Annotated in this window: 14 protein-coding genes and 1 pseudogene; 13 read left to right on the forward strand and 2 right to left on the reverse strand. The window is 52.9% G+C overall.

Translation table 11 applies throughout. The features are described 5' to 3' along the window. Window positions 1-580: 580 nt before the first annotated feature. Window positions 581-895 (reverse strand): winged helix-turn-helix transcriptional regulator, encoded by a 315-nt coding sequence (locus HYD27_RS02875; RefSeq protein ID WP_219211264.1) that lies wholly within the window; start codon window positions 893-895, stop codon window positions 581-583. A gap of 199 nt (window positions 896-1,094) precedes the next feature. Here HYD27_RS02875 and zwf point away from each other — a divergent pair, with 199 nt between their 5' ends. From zwf to HYD27_RS02890, 3 genes are all read left to right on the forward strand, one after another. Further along, window positions 1,095-2,630, forward strand: coding sequence for a glucose-6-phosphate dehydrogenase (zwf, locus tag HYD27_RS02880; RefSeq protein WP_309242007.1), 1,536 nt, complete (start codon window positions 1,095-1,097; stop codon window positions 2,628-2,630). Window positions 2,631-2,668: 38 nt separating this feature from the next. Next, a complete protein-coding gene (gene gnd, locus HYD27_RS02885; RefSeq protein WP_219211265.1) occupies window positions 2,669-3,565 on the forward strand; it encodes a phosphogluconate dehydrogenase (NAD(+)-dependent, decarboxylating) in 897 nt (298 codons plus the stop codon). 96 nt (window positions 3,566-3,661) lie between these two features. Continuing rightward, a complete protein-coding gene (locus tag HYD27_RS02890; RefSeq protein WP_219211266.1) occupies window positions 3,662-4,951 on the forward strand; it encodes an L-cysteine desulfidase family protein in 1,290 nt (429 codons plus the stop codon). Between the two features lie 87 nt (window positions 4,952-5,038). Here the strand turns inward: HYD27_RS02890 and HYD27_RS02895 are convergent, their stop codons facing one another. Further along, on the reverse strand, window positions 5,039-5,794 hold the full coding sequence (locus tag HYD27_RS02895) for a DeoR/GlpR family DNA-binding transcription regulator (RefSeq protein WP_219211269.1): 756 nt from the start codon (window positions 5,792-5,794) through the stop codon (window positions 5,039-5,041). A gap of 364 nt (window positions 5,795-6,158) precedes the next feature. Here HYD27_RS02895 and HYD27_RS02900 point away from each other — a divergent pair, with 364 nt between their 5' ends. The 10 genes and pseudogenes from HYD27_RS02900 to HYD27_RS02950 all read left to right on the forward strand — a co-directional run bounded on the left by HYD27_RS02900 (window position 6,159) and on the right by HYD27_RS02950 (window position 19,920). Beyond that, entirely contained in the window at window positions 6,159-7,310 is a 1,152-nt protein-coding gene (locus HYD27_RS02900; RefSeq protein ID WP_219211272.1) for an iron-containing alcohol dehydrogenase, read from the forward strand. 30 nt (window positions 7,311-7,340) lie between these two features. Next, window positions 7,341-8,816 carry a rhamnulokinase gene (gene rhaB / locus HYD27_RS02905; protein WP_219211275.1) on the forward strand — a complete coding sequence of 492 codons (1,476 nt, stop codon included), beginning with the start codon at window positions 7,341-7,343 and terminating at the stop codon, window positions 8,814-8,816. Between the two features lie 316 nt (window positions 8,817-9,132). Beyond that, a complete protein-coding gene (gene rhaA / locus HYD27_RS02910; RefSeq protein WP_219211278.1) occupies window positions 9,133-10,389 on the forward strand; it encodes an L-rhamnose isomerase in 1,257 nt (418 codons plus the stop codon). Window positions 10,390-10,473: 84 nt separating this feature from the next. Next, window positions 10,474-11,319 (forward strand): rhamnulose-1-phosphate aldolase, encoded by an 846-nt coding sequence (gene rhaD / locus HYD27_RS02915; protein ID WP_219211280.1) that lies wholly within the window; start codon window positions 10,474-10,476, stop codon window positions 11,317-11,319. Window positions 11,320-11,601: 282 nt separating this feature from the next. After that, window positions 11,602-11,796, forward strand: a pseudogene (tnpA, locus tag HYD27_RS32875) (IS200/IS605 family transposase); the annotation flags it as partial. A 428-nt stretch (window positions 11,797-12,224) separates the two neighbouring features. Beyond that, window positions 12,225-13,319 (forward strand): NADH:flavin oxidoreductase, encoded by a 1,095-nt coding sequence (locus HYD27_RS02930; RefSeq protein ID WP_219211282.1) that lies wholly within the window; start codon window positions 12,225-12,227, stop codon window positions 13,317-13,319. A gap of 252 nt (window positions 13,320-13,571) precedes the next feature. Further along, complete coding sequence (locus HYD27_RS02935) at window positions 13,572-15,971, forward strand: alpha-L-arabinofuranosidase C-terminal domain-containing protein (protein ID WP_219211284.1); 2,400 nt, start codon at window positions 13,572-13,574, stop codon at window positions 15,969-15,971. Window positions 15,972-16,004: 33 nt separating this feature from the next. Continuing rightward, window positions 16,005-16,928 (forward strand): glycoside hydrolase family protein, encoded by a 924-nt coding sequence (locus HYD27_RS02940; protein WP_219211285.1) that lies wholly within the window; start codon window positions 16,005-16,007, stop codon window positions 16,926-16,928. A gap of 907 nt (window positions 16,929-17,835) precedes the next feature. Then, window positions 17,836-19,443 (forward strand): tRNA (N6-isopentenyl adenosine(37)-C2)-methylthiotransferase MiaB, encoded by a 1,608-nt coding sequence (gene miaB, locus HYD27_RS02945; protein WP_219211286.1) that lies wholly within the window; start codon window positions 17,836-17,838, stop codon window positions 19,441-19,443. Window positions 19,444-19,461: 18 nt separating this feature from the next. Further along, a complete protein-coding gene (locus HYD27_RS02950; RefSeq protein ID WP_220101480.1) occupies window positions 19,462-19,920 on the forward strand; it encodes a YlbF/YmcA family competence regulator in 459 nt (152 codons plus the stop codon). Window positions 19,921-19,951: the final 31 nt, after the last annotated feature.

Here is a 19,951-nt window from a genome sequence, read left to right on the forward strand (position 1 = left end):
GCCATCGGGGGCAGGGGAGTGAAGTGGAATTAGTGAAACTAAATGGGCTGAAATGCTTGCGGTAGAAGGAATAGTGGAAAAAGTGAACTTAATTTAGGCGTATTCCCCTGAAAGGGGGAGAAACGGAGGAATTAAGTAACCTTTTTCCCACTAACGCTGGCGGAAATGGGGAGGGGGAGATTTAAGTTTCCTTTTTCCACTTGGGCTTCCCGCCGGGTCTCAGCAAGAGGTCTGGAGAGTCACTGACAACCTTAAGCCTGCAATTCAAAACGGCTGCGCTGCCAATGAAGGATGGCAAAGCCGTGTTGTTCAAAATATTAGAGTTTATATGTTTTACGCGGATTGAGCTTCACGGGGCCAGCGCGGCGCGCTTGCCTGATTTCCGGTTTACATCCGGCAGCAACGAAAGAAGCAATGAACGGCAAGCCAGCAGGTCTCCATTTTGGGGGCCTGCTGGTTTGTTTTTTAAAATACAGAATTTATAGGCTCGGCACACTAAATGATCCTACTATTTCTCGCTGAAACGGATACCGTCCTTTACAAGGACGGCGTAGCCGTTTCCGCTTGTGTTAAGCAAGCTCTACAGCCATTTCAACGCCCAGGCCTCCACATAGCTAAGCGCCTCGCCGAGCTCCTGTCCCTTGGCCGTCAAAGAATATTCCGTCCGCACCGGCCGCTCGGGAATCACCTCGCGGTTCAGCAAGCCGCACTCTTCCAGCTCCTTCAGGCGTTCATTCAGCACACGTTTGCTTAGATCGGGAATGATGGCGTTCAGTTCACTGAAACGCTTCGGGCCTTCATTCAATACGTGGATGATCAGGCTCACCCATTTCTTCCCGATGGTCTGATGGACATGCTCCACATTGGCCAGCAGCGGCTTGAAATCCTGCTTCATCGTTGTCCCCGCCTTGGTTTGTTATTTTAAATATCCTCCTAAATATATCACAGTGATTTATTTGTGAAAATAAAAACAAATCGTAATTGTCAAAATGAGGTTGACGAATAGATTCTGCAGTCGTATGATGTGTGTTATAAAGTTTGTGAGTAATAATAAGTAACCTTATAAATATTTGACAACAACGGGAGGAATGAAAGTGGAATCATCAACCTTTGTACTTTTTGGCGCAACCGGGGATTTGGCCAAACGGAAGATTTTCCCCGCATTATATAACCTGTTTGCCGATGGCAAGCTTTCCGGTCCTCTCTCGGTGATAGGTCTTGGCAGAAGAATGCTGACGAATGAAGCGTTCCAGGCTGGAGTACTGGATTCGCTGCACACCTTTTCCCGCGGGAAGGTGGAGGACTCGCCTGAATTGCAGAGCTTCCTTAAGTCTTTTGAATACAGCGTGCTTGATGTGGGACACCCTGAGGATTATGAGAAGCTGCTCGGGCATGTCCGGCGCCGTGAAGAAGAGCTTGGCCTTCCGCAGAACCGGATGTTCTATCTGTCGGTAGGACCGGAATTCTTCGGTGGGATAGCCGCCAATATCAATGCCAGCGGACTGGGGGATACCAGGGGCTGGAAGCGCCTGATCATTGAGAAGCCGTTCGGCACGGATCTGGAGTCGGCGCGGGTGCTGAATGACAGCCTGAACGCCGCTTTTACAGAAGACGAGATCTTCCGCATCGACCATTTCCTCGGCAAGCCGATGGTGCAGAACCTGGAGGTGCTGAAATATTCAAATCCGGTGCTGAGAGCCTTGTGGCAGAACCGCTACATTGCCAATGTACAGATTACCGCCAGCGAGACTGTGGGAGTGGAAGAGCGGGCAGGGTATTATGACAAGGCAGGTGCGCTGCGGGACATGTTCCAGAACCATATGCTCCAGCTGGTGATGATGATGGCGATGCAGCTGCCGAAGGGAAGCACACCGGAGGATGTCCGCAGCAAAAAACGCCATGTCATCCAATCCGTCCGTCCGCTCCTGAAAGATAATCTGGCGCAGAATGTCATTCGCGGCCAATACGCCGCCGGCGAAATGAAAGGCGCTCCGGCGGATGCCTATACCTCCGAGCCGGGAATTGATCCGTCCTCGCAGAACGAGACCTATATCGCTGCCCGTCTTTTTATCGATGATCCGCTTTGGGATGGCGTGCCTTTCTATATCCGGACCGGCAAACGCATGAAAGAGAAATCGACGCGAATTGTGATTGAGTTCAAAGAGCCCTTCAATGACTTGCATAATTTGAACAGGCTGAACCTTGATCCGAATCTGCTGATCATCGAAATCGGCCCCGGTGAAGGCATCTCGCTGCAGCTGAACACCAAAAATCCGCGCCAGCACGGGCAGCTGGAGCCAGTGAGCATCAAGCATGATTCCGCCAATCCGGATCTGCCGGAGGCCTATGAGAATCTCATTTATGATGCGCTGCTGGGCGATGCCACTTTCTTTGCCCACTGGGATGAAGTGGAATTATCCTGGCAGTGGGTGGAGCCCATCATTGAAGCAACGGCCGAGGGCAAGCTTCCGCTGCATTTGTATCCTGCAGGCTCCAACGGTCCGGCTGCCGCCGCCGAGCTGCTGGGCGATGCCCACTGGTGGCTGGATGATGATCCGGCATTTGCTGCGCAGAACGGTATTGCGGGCGGTGCCGCTGAGGATTCTGAGGCTGTTCGTCCGGGAGCGTAAGCATTTGCAGGCTAACATCATAAACGGAGGGGTTATTTATGAAAGTCGGTTTGATCGGATTAGGAAAAATGGGCGCCAATCTGGCCCTGAATTTGCTGGAGCATGGTCATGAGGTTGCAGCGTTTGATGTGAACCGGGATGCGGTAACGGAGCTTGAGTCCAAAGGAGCTTTGGGAGCGGGCAGCCTGGCCCAGCTCGCCTCCAAGCTGGAAGCACCGCGGATCGTCTGGATTATGGTGCCGCATGCTTTTGTCGATTCCGTAATTGCGGAGCTTGCTCCGCTGCTGTCGGAGGGCGATATTATTATTGAGGCCGGCAATTCGCATTACAAGGAGTCGGTCCGCCGTCATGAGGAGCTGGGCAAGCAGGGAATCTACTTCCTGGATGCAGGGACTTCCGGCGGGATGGAAGGGGCGCGCAACGGGGCCTGTTATATGGTTGGCGGCGATGAAGAGGCTTGGGCCGTTGCAGAGCCGATCTTCAGGGATACGTCCGTGGAGGACGGATATTTATATACCGGCAAATCCGGCAGCGGACACTTTCTGAAGATGGTCCATAACGGGATTGAATACGGGATGATGGCCGCAATCGGCGAGGGCTTCGAGGTGCTGGAGAAAAGCGGCTACGATTATAATTTTGAAGAAGTGGCCAAGGTATGGAATCACGGCTCGGTGATCCGCTCCTGGCTGATGGAGCTGGTGGAACGCGCCTTTTCCAAGGATGCCAAGCTGGACGAGATCAAGGGGATTATGCATTCCTCCGGGGAAGGCCGGTGGACGCTGGAGACTGCGTTTGATCTGCAGGCAGCAACTCCGGTCATCGCCATGTCGCTCCTGATGCGCTACCGTTCGCTGGAGACTGATACCTTCACAGGCAAGGTCGTTGCCGCCCTGCGGAATGAGTTCGGCGGTCATGCCGTCGAGGCGATAAAGTAATTTATATATTTAAAACTTGCGGGTTTCCTGGAGCTTTCTCTCTGATATACTATTAAGAAACAACTTCGACAACCAGAGAGAAGGGTGAATGCGAACATGTCCAGCTTATTGGAGATTTTGCACAAGGAAGTCGCACCGGCAGAAGGCTGTACGGAGCCGATAGCAGTTGCATATGCCGTCTCCTTGGCGGCGGAGCTTCTGGAGGAAGAAATTACAGCAATTCATTTGCTGCTCAGCGGGAATATTATCAAGAATGCAATGGGCGTGGGCATTCCCGGCACGGGTCAGACCGGCCTGCCCATCGCAGCGGCGCTTGGGGCGGTGGTTGGCCGTTCCCACAAAGAGCTGGAAATCCTGTCAGGACTGACGCTGGCCGAATTGAAGACAGCCAACGAGCTGCTTGACCGGGATCTGCTGGAGGTAGAGCTAAAGGACACTCCGGAGAAATTATATATCGAAGCCCGGGTGTACTCCCGGAACCATGAGGCAACAGCCATTATTGCCCGGGAGCATACCCATATAGACATGCTGGCCCTGGACGGGGAGCCCATTGCACCCCCGAAATCCAAGGCGGATTGCGGCAAGCCGGGGCTTTCCGATTCCGAAGCGTACGCGGGCTCAATCGACCGGATATTTGAGTTTATCTGTACCGCTCCTTTTGCAGACCTCAGCTTTCTGCTGGAAGGGGCGCGGATGAACAAGGCGATATCGGATGAGGGCTTGCGGGGCGATTACGGACTGCAGGTGGGGAAGAAGATGAGCCAGCAATCGGCGGTGAATTTGTTCGGCAATGATGTGGCGAGCCAGATTATTGCCGCAACGGCTGCTGCTTCCGACGCGCGGATGGATGGCAGCGCAATGCCGGTGATGACCACCGCAGGCAGCGGCAATCAGGGCATTGCCTGCACATTGCCCGTAATCGCCCTGGCGGAGCTGCTCGGCAAGGACGAGGAGATGCTGGTCCGGGCGCTTGCCCTGAGCAATCTGGTCACTGTGCATGTCAAGCATTACATCGGCCGTCTCTCTCCGCTGTGCGGTTCAGGAATTGCTGGCGGTGTAGGGGCGAACAGCGGCATCATTTATCTTATGGGCGGAAACCTAGCGCAAATCAAGCATGGTGTACAGAATACAATAGCTTCCTTGTCCGGCATGATCTGCGACGGCGCGAAATCAACCTGCGCCCTGAAAATCTCCACCTCGACCAATGCTGCCATCCAGGCAGCTACACTGGCGATGAACAACATTGCGCCTACCACCAAGGATGGCGTCATCTTCGATGAGGTGGAGGACACGATACGCAACATGGAGCGGCTGGTTCAGGAAGGGCTGGCGGCAACAGACACGACAATTCTGAATATCATGCTCTCCAAGAGCGGGGCAATGTAGCAGAATCGCCGGACCGCAATAACAGACAGCATTAACAAGGCCGCCGGCTCCCTGCACAGTAAGCAGCAGGGAGACCGGGCGGCCTTTTCAATACAGCACCTCTATATTTTCTTCGGCAAGCCGCTTCAGCCAGGATTCCGCCGGCTTGCGGTCCGTAATCAGCACATCGATGCTGCCAAGCTCCACCAGCCTCGTGAAGGCGGTTTTGTCAAACTTGGTGTGGTCGGCGAGCAGGACTACCTTCTCCGCCTGGCGCAGCATATACTTCTTCAGCTCACATTCAGGTTCGTTGGAATCAGTAATTCCCCGTTCCATATCTATGCCTTTGCAGCTGATGACTGCGGTGTCCACATTGTAGCGCTGAATGGTGTCATGGGCGACAGGCCCGACCAGAGACAGTGAACGGTGGCGCAGTGAACCGCCGGAGGAAATGATATTCATCCCGGAGCTCGCGAACTCATGCAGAATGTTAATCGAATTTGTAATGATCGTCAGGTTGTTTTTATTGCCCAGCAGCTTCAAAAATTCAAAAGAGGTGGAGCTGGGGTCTACCATCAGCGTATCTCCGTCATTAATAAGCTCCAGCGCCTTAAGCGCGATATTTCGTTTGATATCGGTGTTGATCGCGTTGCGTGTTACAAAGGGCAAATCCTCATTCGTGTGCCTGTTCAGCATTGCCCCGCCATAAGTGCGGCTCAGAATGCCGTCCTTCTCCAGCTTTTCCAAGTCTCTGCGGATCGTTTCTTCCGTCACCTCGAACATCCGGCTGAGATCAGAGACGAGAACCCTTTTATCCTGATGTACGAGATCAATAATTTTTTTGCGTCTTTCGGCTGCCAGCATATAATCACCTTTCCGGAGCAATATGGCTTAACTATAGACCTGGATATCTGTGTTTTGCAAGAAAATAAACGAAAACCACATCGTTTTTAATATTTTTCTTTGTAAAACAGACATTAAACAAATAAAAACAACACAATTAATATTTTATTTGTTGACAACAAAGATTTATGCGGCTACGATGAGAGTGTTAATGCTCTGATTGTAAGCGATACCTTTTTAGAGAGGCGCCAATGCCGGTCGGCTGTTTTTTTCTGCTCAGAGACCAGCCTGAGGTGCCGCAGCCGGCATAGAGCTTGAGGCTTGCGAAGAGGAACATTAATGTATGTAGCCGCAATAACAAATTGCCTGGGAGGCTGGTCAATCAATGAGCACTCATGTCTATTATGTTCCGTCCACCAACATTATGGGAAAAGGCTGTCTGAAGGATATTGGTCCTTATATTCAGGAATTGAAATTGAAGAAGGCGCTTGTGGTCACCGACAAGTTTCTGGTCAAGAGCGGCATCGCCGGCAAGCTGCTGGCTGTATTGGATGAGGCGGGCCTTAAATATGCGGTATATGATGAAGTCAAGCCGAACCCCACATGTAAAAATGTCCATGACGGCGTGGAGTTCCTGAACTTGCACGAATGCGACTATCTGATCTCCATAGGCGGAGGCTCGCCGCAGGATACGGCCAAGGCGATCGGAATTATCGCTACTAACGGCGGGCATATCAAGGAATATGAAGGCGTGCACAAATCCCGAAATAAATCTCTTCCAATTATAGCGGTCAATACTACCGCCGGCACCTCTGCCGAAGTCACCATCAACTATGTCATTACAGATGAAGAACGCAAAGTGAAGATGGTTATGGTCGATAAAAACAGCATCGCCACCATTTCGGTGAATGATCCCGAGCTGATGATTGACAAACCGGCCGCGCTTACGGCGGCAACCGGAATGGATGCGCTGACCCATGCCATCGAAGCCCTGGTTACACCGGGTGCTTATCCGGTAACGGACGCTACCGCCCTTGCTGCGGTGGAGCTGATCTTCGCAAATCTGGCCCGTACTGTGAAGAACGGCCATGATATTGAAGCCCGCGAGCAAATGGTCTATGCCATCTTCCTTGGCGGTCTGGCGTTCAACAATGCCGGGCTTGGCTATGTGCACGCAATGGCCCATCAGCTTGGCGGCGTGTACGATCTTCCGCACGGCGTCTGCAATGCGATGCTCCTGCCCTTTGTGGAAGAAGAGAACGCGAAGCATGTTCCGGAGAAATTCAGAAGCATTGCCAAGGCCATCGGCCTGCAGACCGAAGGCAAAAGCGATCAGGAATGTGCCGGATTCGTCATCGAATCAATCAAGGCACTATCCAAGGAAGTGGGCATCCCGTCCAGATTATCCGAGCTTGGCGTAGACGAGGTTGATCTTGACCTGCTTGCGGAGAACTCGATGAAGGACGCTTGCGCACCCGGCAATCCGTTCATTCCAACGAAGGAAGAGGTCATTGCCCTGTTCCGCAAAATTCTCTAGTTACAACCTTTCAAAGTAAGGAGAGCTTCTATGAACAGACATATCGCTGTCGATATCGGCGCTTCCAGCGGCCGGCTCGTGCTCGGGACGCTCAGGGACGGGAAGCTTGCCCTTGAGGAAATACACCGTTTCAGCAATGGCTTCACGGAGCGTGACGGCTCCTGCTTCTGGGATATTGATTATTTGTTCGACCAGATCATCAGCGGGCTGGGCAAGGCCAAAGCCCAAGGCATCACCGAGTGTACCCTTGGCATCGACACCTGGGCAGTCGATTATGTGCTCCTGGATGCGGAGGGGAACCGTATACAGGAGGTGTATGCCTACCGTGACCGCCGTACGGACGGGGTTATGGAGGAAGTGGCTAGTCTAATTCCGCCGGAGACCGTCTATGCCAAAACAGGGATTCAGCAATTAACCTTTAATACCTTATATCAGCTATACGCCCATGACCGGCAAGAGCTGGCTGAAGCCGATCAAATTCTGCTGGTGCCGGATTATCTCTACTATAAATTGGGCGGCCGGAAGATCAACGAGGCTACCAATGCTTCGACCACCCAATTGCTGAATTTGGAGACCGGCGATTTTGACTCTGAGCTGCTGGCACTTCTCCACTTGCGCAGAGAGCAGTTTGCCCCGCTGACAGTACCGGGAGAGAGCCTTGGATTCATTAAGGAGTCACTTGTGGCCAGGTATGATCTGCCTCAGTGCCGGCTGATCTGCGCCGCCACACATGATACAGCCTCTGCCGTGCTTGGTGTTCCTGTGCAGAGCGGCCGTACTTCGGCGTACATCAGCAGCGGCACGTGGTCGCTGCTGGGCGTGGAGCTTAGCCGGCCAATCAACAACCCGCAGGCAATGGCAGCCAATTATACGAACGAATGGGGAGCCTTCGGCACCTACCGCTTCCTCAAAAACATTATGGGGCTGTGGCTCATTCAGGAGGTCCGCAGATTGGACGGCGGCCGCTTCAGCTTTGCCGAGCTGGCCCGGCTGGCCGGGGAAGCCGAAGGCTTCCGCAGCCTGATTCCTTGCAATGGCGACCGCTTCCTTAATCCGGATAACATGATTGAAGAAATCCGCTCGGCCTGTGCGGAGAGCAGCCAGCCGGTTCCGCAAACGCCGGGACAGCTTGCCCGCTGTATTTTCGACAGCCTGGCCTTGTCCTACAGGAGTTATCTGCAGGAGCTGGAAGAGCTTACGGGAACGGCGGTGGAGGTGCTGCAAATCGTCGGCGGCGGAGCGAATAACGGGCTGCTGTGCCAGCTGACGGCCGATGTGATCGGCAGGGAGGTGCTGGCCGGGCCTACGGAAGCAACGGCGCTGGGAAATCTGGCGGTTCAGCTGATTCATGAGGGCAGCGTAGGCAATATCGCCGAAGCCAGGGAGATTATCGGCAACTCTTTTCCCATTGCAGCCTATAGCCCCTGCGCGGTTCCGGGGCTGCAAGAAGTGCTGGCCCGCTGGGAGGCGCTTCATGCGCCGGTTGCCGCTGGTGACAGTATATAACCTTGCGGCAGATTGATAGGCTGTGGGAGGCTAAGTGGATTTTCTACAACTAATTCGTTACAATCCGCGCTGCTGCGGGGTTTAGTGGGATTTTCTACACTTAAATTTAGCCAAATCCCGCCAGAAAGACCAATCCCGGCCGATTAGTTCTACTTTTTACCACTTAAGACGTTTTAGGTGGGCGAAAAACAATATTACGTCTACTTTTTCCACTTCCGTCTAGTTGAACTTGAGAAGTGCTAGAGTTTTCACGAAGTGAGTTTTGCACGAAGTGAATTCAGGGAGGATGCTCACAAAACTTTTAGGAGGTCACAGCATGGATCAGAGTATCATCAACAGCTATAACGAAGCCAAAAAATTATACGCCGCCCATGGAATCAACGTGGATGAAGTGCTTACGAGGCTGGCACAGATCAAAGTTTCTCTGCACTGCTGGCAAGGTGATGATGTGCAGGGATTCCTGTTCAAAGATAAGGAGCTCAGCGGGGGCATTGCTGTTACCGGCAGCTATCCGGGCCGGGCCGGAACGCCGGATGAGCTGCGCCGGGATCTGGAGAAGGCGCTGTCGCTGATTCCGGGCAAGCACAAAGTAAATCTGCATGCCATCTATGCCGACACGGACGAGCAGGTGGATCTGGATGAGCTTGCTCCGCGCCATTTTGCAGCTTGGGTCGATTGGGCCAATGCACAAGGGCTGGGCCTCGATTTCAATCCGACCTGCTTCTCCCATCCGAATGCAGCAGACGGCTTCACCCTGAGCCATGCCGACGAGAAGATCCGCAGCTTTTGGATCAAGCACTGCAAGGCTTCGCGCCGGATTGCCGAGTATTTTGGCCGCGAGCTGGGACAGCCCTGTGTGACGAATTTCTGGGTACCGGACGGGTACAAGGATACTCCGGTGGACCGTCTGGCGCCGCGCATGCGGCTGAAGGAATCCCTGGATGAAGTGTTCAGTGAAGAAATTGATCCGCAGTACAACATAGATGCGGTGGAGAGCAAGCTGTTCGGAATTGGCTCGGAGAGCTATGTGGTCGGGTCCCATGAGTTCTATATGGGCTATGGTCTGACCCGGGGCAAGACAATTTGCCTGGATGCCGGTCATTTCCATCCGACGGAAGTCATTTCCAATAAGCTGTCCTCGATTCTGATGTTCAGTGAGCAGCTGCTGCTGCATGTCAGCAGACCGGTGCGCTGGGACAGCGATCATGTGGTGACGATGGATGACGAACTGCTCGAAATCGCCCGCGAGCTCGTCCGCGGAGATCTGCTGGACCGCACGAATATCGGCCTGGACTTTTTTGACGGCAGCATCAATCACATCGCCGCATGGGTCATCGGCACACGCAATACCATCAAAGCGCTGCTGCGCGCCATGCTGGAGCCTGTGGCTGAGCTGCGAGCGATTGAACTGGCCGGGGATTATACCTCCCGTCTGGCTCTGGTGGAGGAATTCAAGTCCTATCCGTTCGGTGCGGTCTGGGATTACTACTGTGCTTCGCAGAATACGCCGGTACGGGAGCAGTGGCTGGCTGAAGTGAAAACCTACGAGCAGGAAGTGCTGTCTGCAAGATAAGGGGCTGGGCTGTTAAGGCCAGACCCAATAGGAAAATCTCAAAGTTGAGCTTGTAGAGCAATGCATATAAAGGAGAGAAAACATATGAGCACATCCTTAATTGAATCCCAAGGCTATATCGCCGGTGTTGAAGCGCCGTTTATCCAGGAAATGTCCGAAATCACCCATCATATGTGGTCGCTGGGCTGGGATGAGCTGAATGGCGGCAACGTGAGCTATCTGCTGGATGAGGAAGAAGTAGCGAAATATATTAACATCCGGCAGCCTTTGCGGACGATTAACCTGACCTTTCCTGTTCAAGAGCTTGCAGGTAAATATTTCATCGTCACTGGATCGGGTAAATATTTCCGCAATGTGATCAAAGATCCGGAAGCGAATCTCGGTGTGCTGCGTGTCAGTCACAGCGGTGAAAGTGTAGAAGTGCTGTGGGGTCTGCGGAACGGCGCAGTGCCGACCAGTGAGCTGGCTTCGCATTTTATGAGCCATATTGAACGCCTGAAGGTCGACCCGTCGCACCGTATTGTGCTGCATACCCATGCCACGAATGTCATCGCCATGACCTTTACCCATGATCTGGATGAGCTGAAATTCACCAAAACCCTGTGGGAAATGTGCACCGAATGCCTGGTGGTCTTTCCTGACGGCGTCGGCGTTATTCCTTGGATCGTTCCGGGCAGCAGTGAAATTGGCCGGGCGACCGCCGACAAAATGAAAGACTACCGCGTGGTCGTCTGGCCGCAGCATGGGATTTTTGTCACCGGAGCAACCATGGATGCTACGTTCGGACTGGTGGAAACGATTGAAAAAGCCGCGATTGTCTACAATCTGATCGGCGGCAGAGAAATCAAGCAGAAGATCACAGACCGGCAGCTGGCCGATCTGGCCGCGGCATTCCATGTAACGCCAAAAGCGGGGATATTGGAATTATAATTTGTATTGGAATCCGGATGGGTTAAGCTTCTTTTGAATCGAAAGCCGGGCATGGCGGGGAACTGCTGTGTCCGGCTTTTGCTTGCAGATTTGGATAGCTCTATGTGCTTTTGCTTACTGCAAGAGCGATAGTATGATTACAGAATCTAACCGAGAAAGCCCTCGCCTTCAGGCATGGGATGAATCGGCGTAGGACAAGGGCTGTCCACCGGACAGCTTAATTGTCCTGCATCTCCGCATGCTTTTGTTGCAGTTAAATAGTCTAACTGATACCATGATCATATGGGACAAGAGTATAGAAGAACGGCAGCAGCTGTATCGTTAATCAACTACCATTTTGTATTTTGTCCACGATACCGAAGAAAGGTATTAGTCAAACAAGTAGAAGCCCGATTTAATGAGCTTGTGTTGCAACTCTGCATAGATAACCATTGGCTCATTGTTGCAATGGAAGTCATGCCCGATCATGTGCATCTCCATTCACGGCAATACCGTCTCGTTTCCTGTCATGGCGGACGGAAAAGTACAGCGGCTCAGGGTCTTGACTTAGGCTTGAAGGTTCCCGCTGTCGTTGCCACATCAACAGGAAAAACCAGGTTTGTCGGCAACGGCAGACAAAATAAGTACATTCGCCGCAAATATAAAGAGCCTAGAAGAAAGATGGGGAAGCTCAAAAAGCTATCGGCTATCCGTAAACAGGAAAACAAAGAACATCACTATATGAAAGACCAAAACCACAACTAAATATATGCACTATCTTAGGATGGGCTGACGGCACAGCCCTGAACTTAGCAGTTGTCCAAACCAGAAATGGACTGCGGACGCACCAACTAGCTAAGAATCCCTCGGCTTTAGCCCTGTGGAATGTCAATTAAAGTAATTATATTATAAAATGGAGGCTGGATATGAATACCGATCGATTGTTTACCCCTTTTCAGGCTGGAAGCCTGTCTCTTAAGAACCGTATCGTGATGGCACCTATGACCCGGGTGAATTCGCCGGATGGCGTTCCCGGAAATGATGTCGCCGCGTACTACCGCCGCCGTGCTGAAGGTGGGGTCGGGCTGATCATTACAGAGGGAACAGCGATTAACCATCCTGCGGCGGTCAGCCACCAGAATATCCCGAATATCCATGGCGAAGCCTCGCTGAAGGGGTGGGCGCAGGTTGTTGAAGAAGTACATGCAGCCGGAGGCACAATCGTTCCTCAGCTCTGGCATGTCGGCATGGCCCGGACAATTGGCCAGCTGCCGAATGCAGATGCGCTGCCGGTCGGGCCGAGCGGACTGAATCTGGCCGGTGAGCAGGTTACGGAGCCTATGACCCGGCAGGAGATTGACGGGATTGTTGCCGCATTCGCGCAGGCAGCCGCCGATGCCCAGACTGCCGGCTTTGACGGGATTGAGCTGCACGGGGCGCATGGCTATTTGATTGACCAATTTTTCTGGGACAAAACCAACAAGCGCACCGATGAGTACGGCGGCGATCTGGAAGCGCGGACAACGTTTGCCGTCCAAATCATCGACGCCTGCCGCCGCGCAGTTGGACCGGATTTTCCGGTCATCCTCCGCTTCTCGCAGTGGAAGAGCGGGGACTATTCCGCCAGGCTGGCGCAGACACCGGACGAACTGGCACGGTTCCTCACTCCGCTCAGCAATGCGGGTGTAGATATCTTCCATTGCTCAACACGCCGCTTCTGGCTGCCGGAATTCGAAGGCTCCGAGCTGAACCTGGCCGGCTGGACGAAGAAAATCACCGGCAAGCCAACGATCACCGTGGGTTCCGTAGGTCTGAACAGCGAGTTCGTAACCGCAGTCACTGAGAAAAATGAAGAAGACAATCTCGAAAGGCTGCTGGAGAAGCTGGAAAAAGCGGAATTTGATCTTGTTGCCGTAGGCAGGGCACTCATTAGCGATCCGGCCTGGCCCGTCAAGCTGCAGAGCGGCAAAATCGACGAGATTATCGCCTTTACTTCCGAATCAACGAAGACATTCTATTAAATTGACAGTTGAAAGCTTTATTTTCAGCCGGTTCAGGCATAGTTAATTTGTTGCCGCATGAATCCGATACAGCCAGCTTTACAACATCCTCTGCACTAGGCCTGCGGGCCTTCCGGGGGATGTTTTTTTATGGAATCCCTCCGGAATTTATGCTGCCGATTTGCAAATTGACGGATGCAAAACGCCAGGCTTATAATGATTTATATAAGTATGATTTAATTAATATATATATTTATTACAGGAGATGAGGCAATGACTGAAAAGGAGCAGGTGCTGAAAATACATACGCAGCAGCGCGGAGCAGCACTTGGTGATTTATTCGGCATTTTCTTCGAGGATCTTAATCATGCGGCGGATGGAGGACTTTATGCGGAGCTGGTGCAGAACCGTTCCTTTGAATTTGATCCGGTCGACCATAAGAGCTATCATGCGCTGACGGCATGGGAGAAGATTGAACGCGGAGACGCCAGGGCAGAGATTACAATCGGGGATCATGATCCGCTTCACCCGCGCAATCCGCATTATGCGGTGCTTGACCTGCACAGTAGCGGGGGAAGTGCCGGGATTATGAATCTGGGCTTCAACAGCGGCATTCCGGTCAGAGCAGGTGAGAGCTATTTGTTCTCGGTATATGTCCGCTGCTTAGATGGTTCGGAGAAACCTTTGTCAATCACGCTTGAAGGTGTGGAGGGCAGCATTCATGCACAGAGCAGCATCGTGGCAAAGGGCTCCGAATGGACCCGGTATGAAGCAAGTCTTACGGCTGAGCGCACGGATTACAGCAGCCGTCTGGTAATCAGCGGCAACTGGAGCGGGAAGGTCTGTCTGGATATGGTATCGCTGTTTCCGGCCCAAACCTTTCTGGGGCGGCCGGGCGGCCTCCGCGAAGATATCGCCCTTCTGCTGGCCGGGCTGAAGCCGAAGTTCATGCGTTTTCCAGGGGGATGTCTTGTTCATGACGGGTCCTTGAACGCCGAAGACAGGGATTCCATGTACCGCTGGAAGAACACGCTGGGTGATGTGTCCGCAAGACCGGCAAGACGGAACAATTGGTCATACAATCAGACGCTGGGCCTGGGATACTACGAGTATTTTCAATTCTGCGAGGATATTGGGGCCAAGCCGATTCCGGTGCTGCCCGGCGGATATGACCCGCATCATAAGCGGATGGTTCCGCTGGATGAACTTGGACCGTGGATTGCAGATGCGCTCGACCTGATTGAATTTGCCGCAGGTGACGCCGGAACGGAATGGGGCGGCATTCGGGCCGGACTCGGACATCCGGAGCCGTTCGGCCTGGAGTATATCGGCATCGGCAATGAGGAGGTAGGTGAGCCGTTTTTTGAACGGTACGCTTATTTCCACAAGGCGATCAAGGAAAAGTATCCGCATATGAAGGTGATCAATTCCAGCGGTCCGTTTGCTGCCGGCGGTGAGTACGAACGGGGCTGGAGGTCAGCCAGGGAGCAGGGTTCAGATCTGGTGGACGAGCATTATTATCAGTCGCCGGCATGGTTTTTGGCCAATATTCACCGCTATAAAAACTTCAAGGCAGACGAACCCAAGGTTTTTCTGGGTGAATACGCATCTTGGGGCAACAAATATTACAACGCCTTAATTGAAGCGGCCTTCATGACCGGACTTGAGAACAATGCGCATGCGGTCGGACTGGCCTGCTATGCCCCTCTGCTGTGCAATGCCGATTACGCCAACTGGAAGCCGGACATGATCTGGTTCAATAATCATGAGGTGTATCCTACACCGAACTATTATGTGCAGAAGCTGTTCATGAATCATCATGGAGATCAGCTGCTGAAGGCCGAGGCCAGCGGATTTGCTGCCCCTGTGGCTCCTGCGGACACTCCGATTACCGGGAAAATTGCTATTGCCGCAGATGCGTCGTCCTTCAGGGTTTACGATATTGAGCTGGAGAATTCAGCCACGGGTGGGAAGCAGGGGTATCCGGAGCTGGACGCGATAATCTCTGCGCTGCCGGATGCCGAAGCGAGCGGTGTCAAACACACCCTGGAGCTGGGGGAAGGGGCCGGAGATCATTATATTATAAGATTGAAAGTGCTGAGAATTGCCGGAAGCAAAGGGTTCAAGCTGTATTTCGGCCGGCAGGATGAGCGGAATCAACTCTGGTGGGAGGTTGGCGGCTGGCAGAATCAGGATACGATGATCTGTTCCATGGTGGATGGCAGTGCCGCTGTTCTCACGCAGAGCATGTTCACCGTAGAGACGGATGAGGAATACAGTCTGGAGCTTGAAGTGTCGGGGCGGAACATCCGCGCTTCCATTAATGGCATCCTGGTCAATGAAGCTGAAGATCCGCTGGCTGCCATCGAGCCGCTCTATTATTCGGCAAGTGTTGAAGAGGCGAGCGGTGATATTATTCTGAAGGCTGTAAATGTACAGGAATCAGTTATCACTGCCAAGCTTGTGCTTGCTGATTGGCCCAGCTCCGGGATGGCGGTCCGGGTATATGAGCTGTCCGGGCACAGTCTGGATGCGGAGAACAGCTTCGAATTCCCGGCGCGTGTTGCGCCTGCAGAACGTCCGCTTGCTGTGGAAGGTAACAGCCTGAGTTATGAGTTTCCGCCGCATTCGGTGACGGTATTAAGAATGAGCCGCACAAGCAGCAATGGCTAAAGGCAGACAAATCAAAGTGTAAGGAGAATTCCGGTGAATGCACCTTTATACCGTGATCCGATTTATGATGGAGCGGCCGATCCGACCTTGATCTGGAACCGGTCCGCAGGGGAATGGTGGATGGTCTATACCAGCCGCCGGGCAGCAGCTGAAGGGCCTGGTGTGGCCTGGGTTCATGGAAGCGGCCTGGGCGTTGCCGCTTCCCGCGACGGCGGGGCAACCTGGGTCTACCGCGGTCAGCTTCCAGGCCTTGATTTCGAATGGGGGTGCAATACCTTCTGGGCCCCGGAGATTATCTGGCATGATGGCTTGTATCATATGTATGTAACTTATATCCAGGGGGTGCCTGACCGCTGGGAAGGCAATGACCGGCGCATCCTGCACTACACAAGCCCTGATCTGCTGGCCTGGGCTTATCAGTCGAAGCTTGCCCTCAGCTCGAACCGCGTGATCGACGCCTGTGTCTACCGGCTTCCGTCGGGCAGCTTCCGGATGTGGTACAAGGATGAAGCCGCGGGTTCTCTGACCTATGCTGCCGACAGTCCCAACCTGTACAGCTGGGAGGTTGTTGGTCCTGTCCTGACGCATCAGCCTCATGAAGGGCCGAATGTATTCGAATTCAAAGGGTACTACTGGATGGTTATTGATGAATGGCAGGGGCAGGGCGTATACCGCTCGGCCGATCTGGAATCATGGGAACGAAACGGAAGGATTCTGGATGCACCGGGCAGCCGGGCGGAGGATGGAACGATTGGCCTGCACGCCGATGTGGTTGTACAGGAGGATAAGGCATATATCTTTTACTTTACGCACCCGGAACGCACCGGCAGTCGGGAGCAGGAAGCCTCGGCGGGATCGCGCCGCTCCTCTATTCAGGCGGCCCGGCTGGATGTTGCGGACGGCAGGCTGATCTGCCGGAGGGATGAAGCCTTTGAGCTGAAGCTGATACCCGGATAGCATTCTATACCGAAGCAGTCCCTTTTGGGGCTGCTTTATTTTAGTTAAGGAAATTATGCTTCTCGTCAATTGTGGATAAGGCAGGTATGAAGTTAGGGGGAAATTATAATGCGTCTTAATCGTGCTGAATGGTGCTGAGTCTGCGGGTTCTATGTTTTGCAGGAGGAAGCGCGGAATAGAGCGGTTCCAACCGAGGCCGCTACTGGGGCAGGGACGTGATGGAACGCAAGGAGTTCATAGGGAACGAAAGCGAAGTGTAAAAAGTAACACTAATGGGCTGGAATTTTGGCTTGAACGGGCTTTAGTGGGATTTTGTACACTTCATGGAGGCCCACTCCCTTCATATGGCTGAATTCAGCCGAATTAGTTGTACTTTTTCCCACTAGGGATGATCCGGAATCCGAATGCGCTACCTTAGTGTTCCTTTTTACCATTAAGGCAGGCTTTTTTTTAAAAATATATAGAATTTATATGCTCGGCACACTCAATTATCCTTCTATTTCTCGCTGAAACGCCCCGTCCCTTATACGGCGTAGCCGTTTCTGCTTGTTAATGTTTCAGTTCATCTTATTTAGGTGCATTTCCCTGAAGGGGGGAGAAACGGATCGATTAGGTATCCTTTTTCCCACTAGCACCTTGAGAAAAAGCGGCTGGGGGAATATGAAGTGACCTTTTCCACATGGCTTCCCGCCTGGCTTCCGCAGCCAGCCTTACACCTGAAATGCAAACATCTGCGCTGCCCGGTCAAGGACGGCATAGCCGTTTTGTTCGGGTAGAACGCGCAGCGGCAACACCGTCTCTGCTTCAAGTTACCGGAATGGATGATTTATGCTATAATTTTTACTTGAGCATTACAATTCCAGCCCTGCACAAGCTGCAGAGCTTCATTCATAAAGGACGTGAAACAATGACAATGGGGAATAACTCACCGGACTTAAAATCCGGCAAGGGTGGTTCGAAGGATTACTCGAAGTATTTTGATTTTTCTGATGCCAAAGTCATCAGTGAAGAAGAAGGCAAAACAACCTACCGGATCAAGGGCCGCACCGTTCAAATCAACTCCAACCCGGATTACAAGGAAGGCAAGCGCCGGGGCAAGCAGGACATCGAGGTTATTGATTTCGGGAATGCGGAAACGAAGCAGATCATGGAAGAGTTCAGAGAGATTAACCGCAACAAGCAGCATTATTACTCGATTGCCACCTACGGCTGCCAGATGAACGAGCATGACACCGAAACGATGAAGGGGCTTCTGGAGCAAATGGGCTACCAGGGCACCGAGGACCGGAATGCAGCGGATATTATTCTGCTGAATACCTGTGCCATCCGTGAGAATGCTGAAGATAAGGTGTTCGGCGAGCTCGGCCACCTCAAGAACCTGAAGCTGGAGAAGCCGGGTCTGCTGCTCGGGGTTTGCGGCTGCATGTCCCAGGAGGAAGGCGTTGTCAACCGGATTATGTCCAAGCATGGGTTCGTGGATATGATCTTCGGCACCCACAACATTCACCGCCTGCCGCAGCTGGTCAAGGAAGCCTTGTTCAGCAAGGAGCTGGTTGTGGAAGTGTGGTCCAAGGAAGGGGACATTATCGAGAACCTGCCCAAAAAGCGGGAGGGCTTGCGCGCCTGGGTCAACATCATGTACGGCTGCGATAAATTCTGCACCTATTGCATTGTTCCGTTCACACGGGGCAAGGAGCGCAGCCGCCGTCCGGAAGATGTGATCGCCGAGATGCGGGATTTGGCCCGCCAGGGCTTCAAGGAAGTAACTCTGCTGGGGCAGAATGTAAATGCCTACGGCAAGGATTTTACCGATCTGGACTATACATTCGGGGACCTGATGGACGACATGCGCAAGATTGATATTCCGCGCATCCGCTTCATGACATCGCATCCCCGCGATTTTGACGATAGATTGATTGAAGTGCTCGGCAAAGGCGGCAATCTGACGGAGCATATCCATCTGCCGGTGCAGTCGGGAAGCACAGCCGTACTTAAGAAAATGAGCCGCAAATACAGCCGCGAAGCCTATCTGGAGCTTGTAAGCAAAATCAAGGCCAGCGTGCCGAACGCCGTGCTGACTACCGACATTATTGTCGGCTTCCCCGGCGAAACCGAGGAGCAGTTCGAGGATACGTTGTCGCTGGTGCGCGAAGTGGGCTATGATATGGCATATACCTTCATTTATTCTCCGCGCGAAGGGACGCCCGCAGCCTCGATGGAGGACAATGTGCCGCCGGAGGTCAAGAGTCAGCGCCTGCAGCGTCTGAATGATCTGATCAAGGAGCAGAGCCGGGTCAGCAATGACCGGATGCTTGGCGAGATTGTCGAGGTGCTGGTCGAAGGCGAGAGCAAAAATAATTCGAATGTCCTGTCCGGCCGCAGCCGCGCTAACAAGCTGGTGCATTTCGAAGGGCCGAAGGAGCTGATCGGCACCATGGTGCAGGTCAGAATCACCGATACGAAAACTTGGTACATTAAAGGGGATTGTGTGGCGGAAGCTGCGGCAATTCTATAATCATACAGGAATGGGGCGATGCCAGTGAGCCAGGAAGAAGCGCGTTTGAACGAATACGGCATGCAGAGCTACAATACCCGCGACCTTATCGTTCGGGAGGATATTATGGGCAAAGCCAAAGAGCTTGCCTCGCTTATCTCCACCAGCGAAGAGGTAAGGCATTTCCAGCAGGCCGAGCAGAAAATTCTGAATCATGAACGGGTGCAGGGCCTCATTGCGACGATTAAGAAGAAGCAGAAGGAGATCGTGGCGTTCGAAAGCTTCAAGAATCAGGAGATGGTTGCCAAAATCGAACGTGAAATTGAAGCTTTGCAGGATGAGATCGACGGGATTCCGGTAGTGAATGAGTTCCAGCAGAGCCAGAGCGACATCAACTATCTGCTGCAGCTTGTGATCTCTGTGATCCGGGATACCGTTTCGGAGAAAATAAATGTTGAAGCGGGTACCGAAGCTCCTCCTTCAACCTGCGGTGATTAAGTCAAGGACGAACCACATTTAAATAAGCTGC

This window comes from Paenibacillus sp. S150, assembly GCF_019352175.1.
GTDB lineage: Bacteria > Bacillota > Bacilli > Paenibacillales > Paenibacillaceae > Paenibacillus_AQ.

Coding starts and splice junctions, on each gene's coding strand:
- HYD27_RS02930 (WP_219211282.1), top strand. CDS start 12,225: ATGAATACCGATCGATTGTTTACCCCTTTTCAGGCTGGAAGCCTGTCT.
- HYD27_RS02935 (WP_219211284.1), top strand. CDS start 13,572: ATGACTGAAAAGGAGCAGGTGCTGAAAATACATACGCAGCAGCGCGGA.
- HYD27_RS02890 (WP_219211266.1), top strand. CDS start 3,662: ATGTCCAGCTTATTGGAGATTTTGCACAAGGAAGTCGCACCGGCAGAA.
- HYD27_RS02900 (WP_219211272.1), top strand. CDS start 6,159: ATGAGCACTCATGTCTATTATGTTCCGTCCACCAACATTATGGGAAAA.
- gnd (WP_219211265.1), top strand. CDS start 2,669: ATGAAAGTCGGTTTGATCGGATTAGGAAAAATGGGCGCCAATCTGGCC.
- rhaA (WP_219211278.1), top strand. CDS start 9,133: ATGGATCAGAGTATCATCAACAGCTATAACGAAGCCAAAAAATTATAC.
- miaB (WP_219211286.1), top strand. CDS start 17,836: ATGACAATGGGGAATAACTCACCGGACTTAAAATCCGGCAAGGGTGGT.
- HYD27_RS02950 (WP_220101480.1), top strand. CDS start 19,462: ATGCCAGTGAGCCAGGAAGAAGCGCGTTTGAACGAATACGGCATGCAG.
- HYD27_RS02895 (WP_219211269.1), bottom strand. CDS start 5,794: ATGCTGGCAGCCGAAAGACGCAAAAAAATTATTGATCTCGTACATCAG.
- rhaD (WP_219211280.1), top strand. CDS start 10,474: ATGAGCACATCCTTAATTGAATCCCAAGGCTATATCGCCGGTGTTGAA.
- HYD27_RS02875 (WP_219211264.1), bottom strand. CDS start 895: ATGAAGCAGGATTTCAAGCCGCTGCTGGCCAATGTGGAGCATGTCCAT.
- rhaB (WP_219211275.1), top strand. CDS start 7,341: ATGAACAGACATATCGCTGTCGATATCGGCGCTTCCAGCGGCCGGCTC.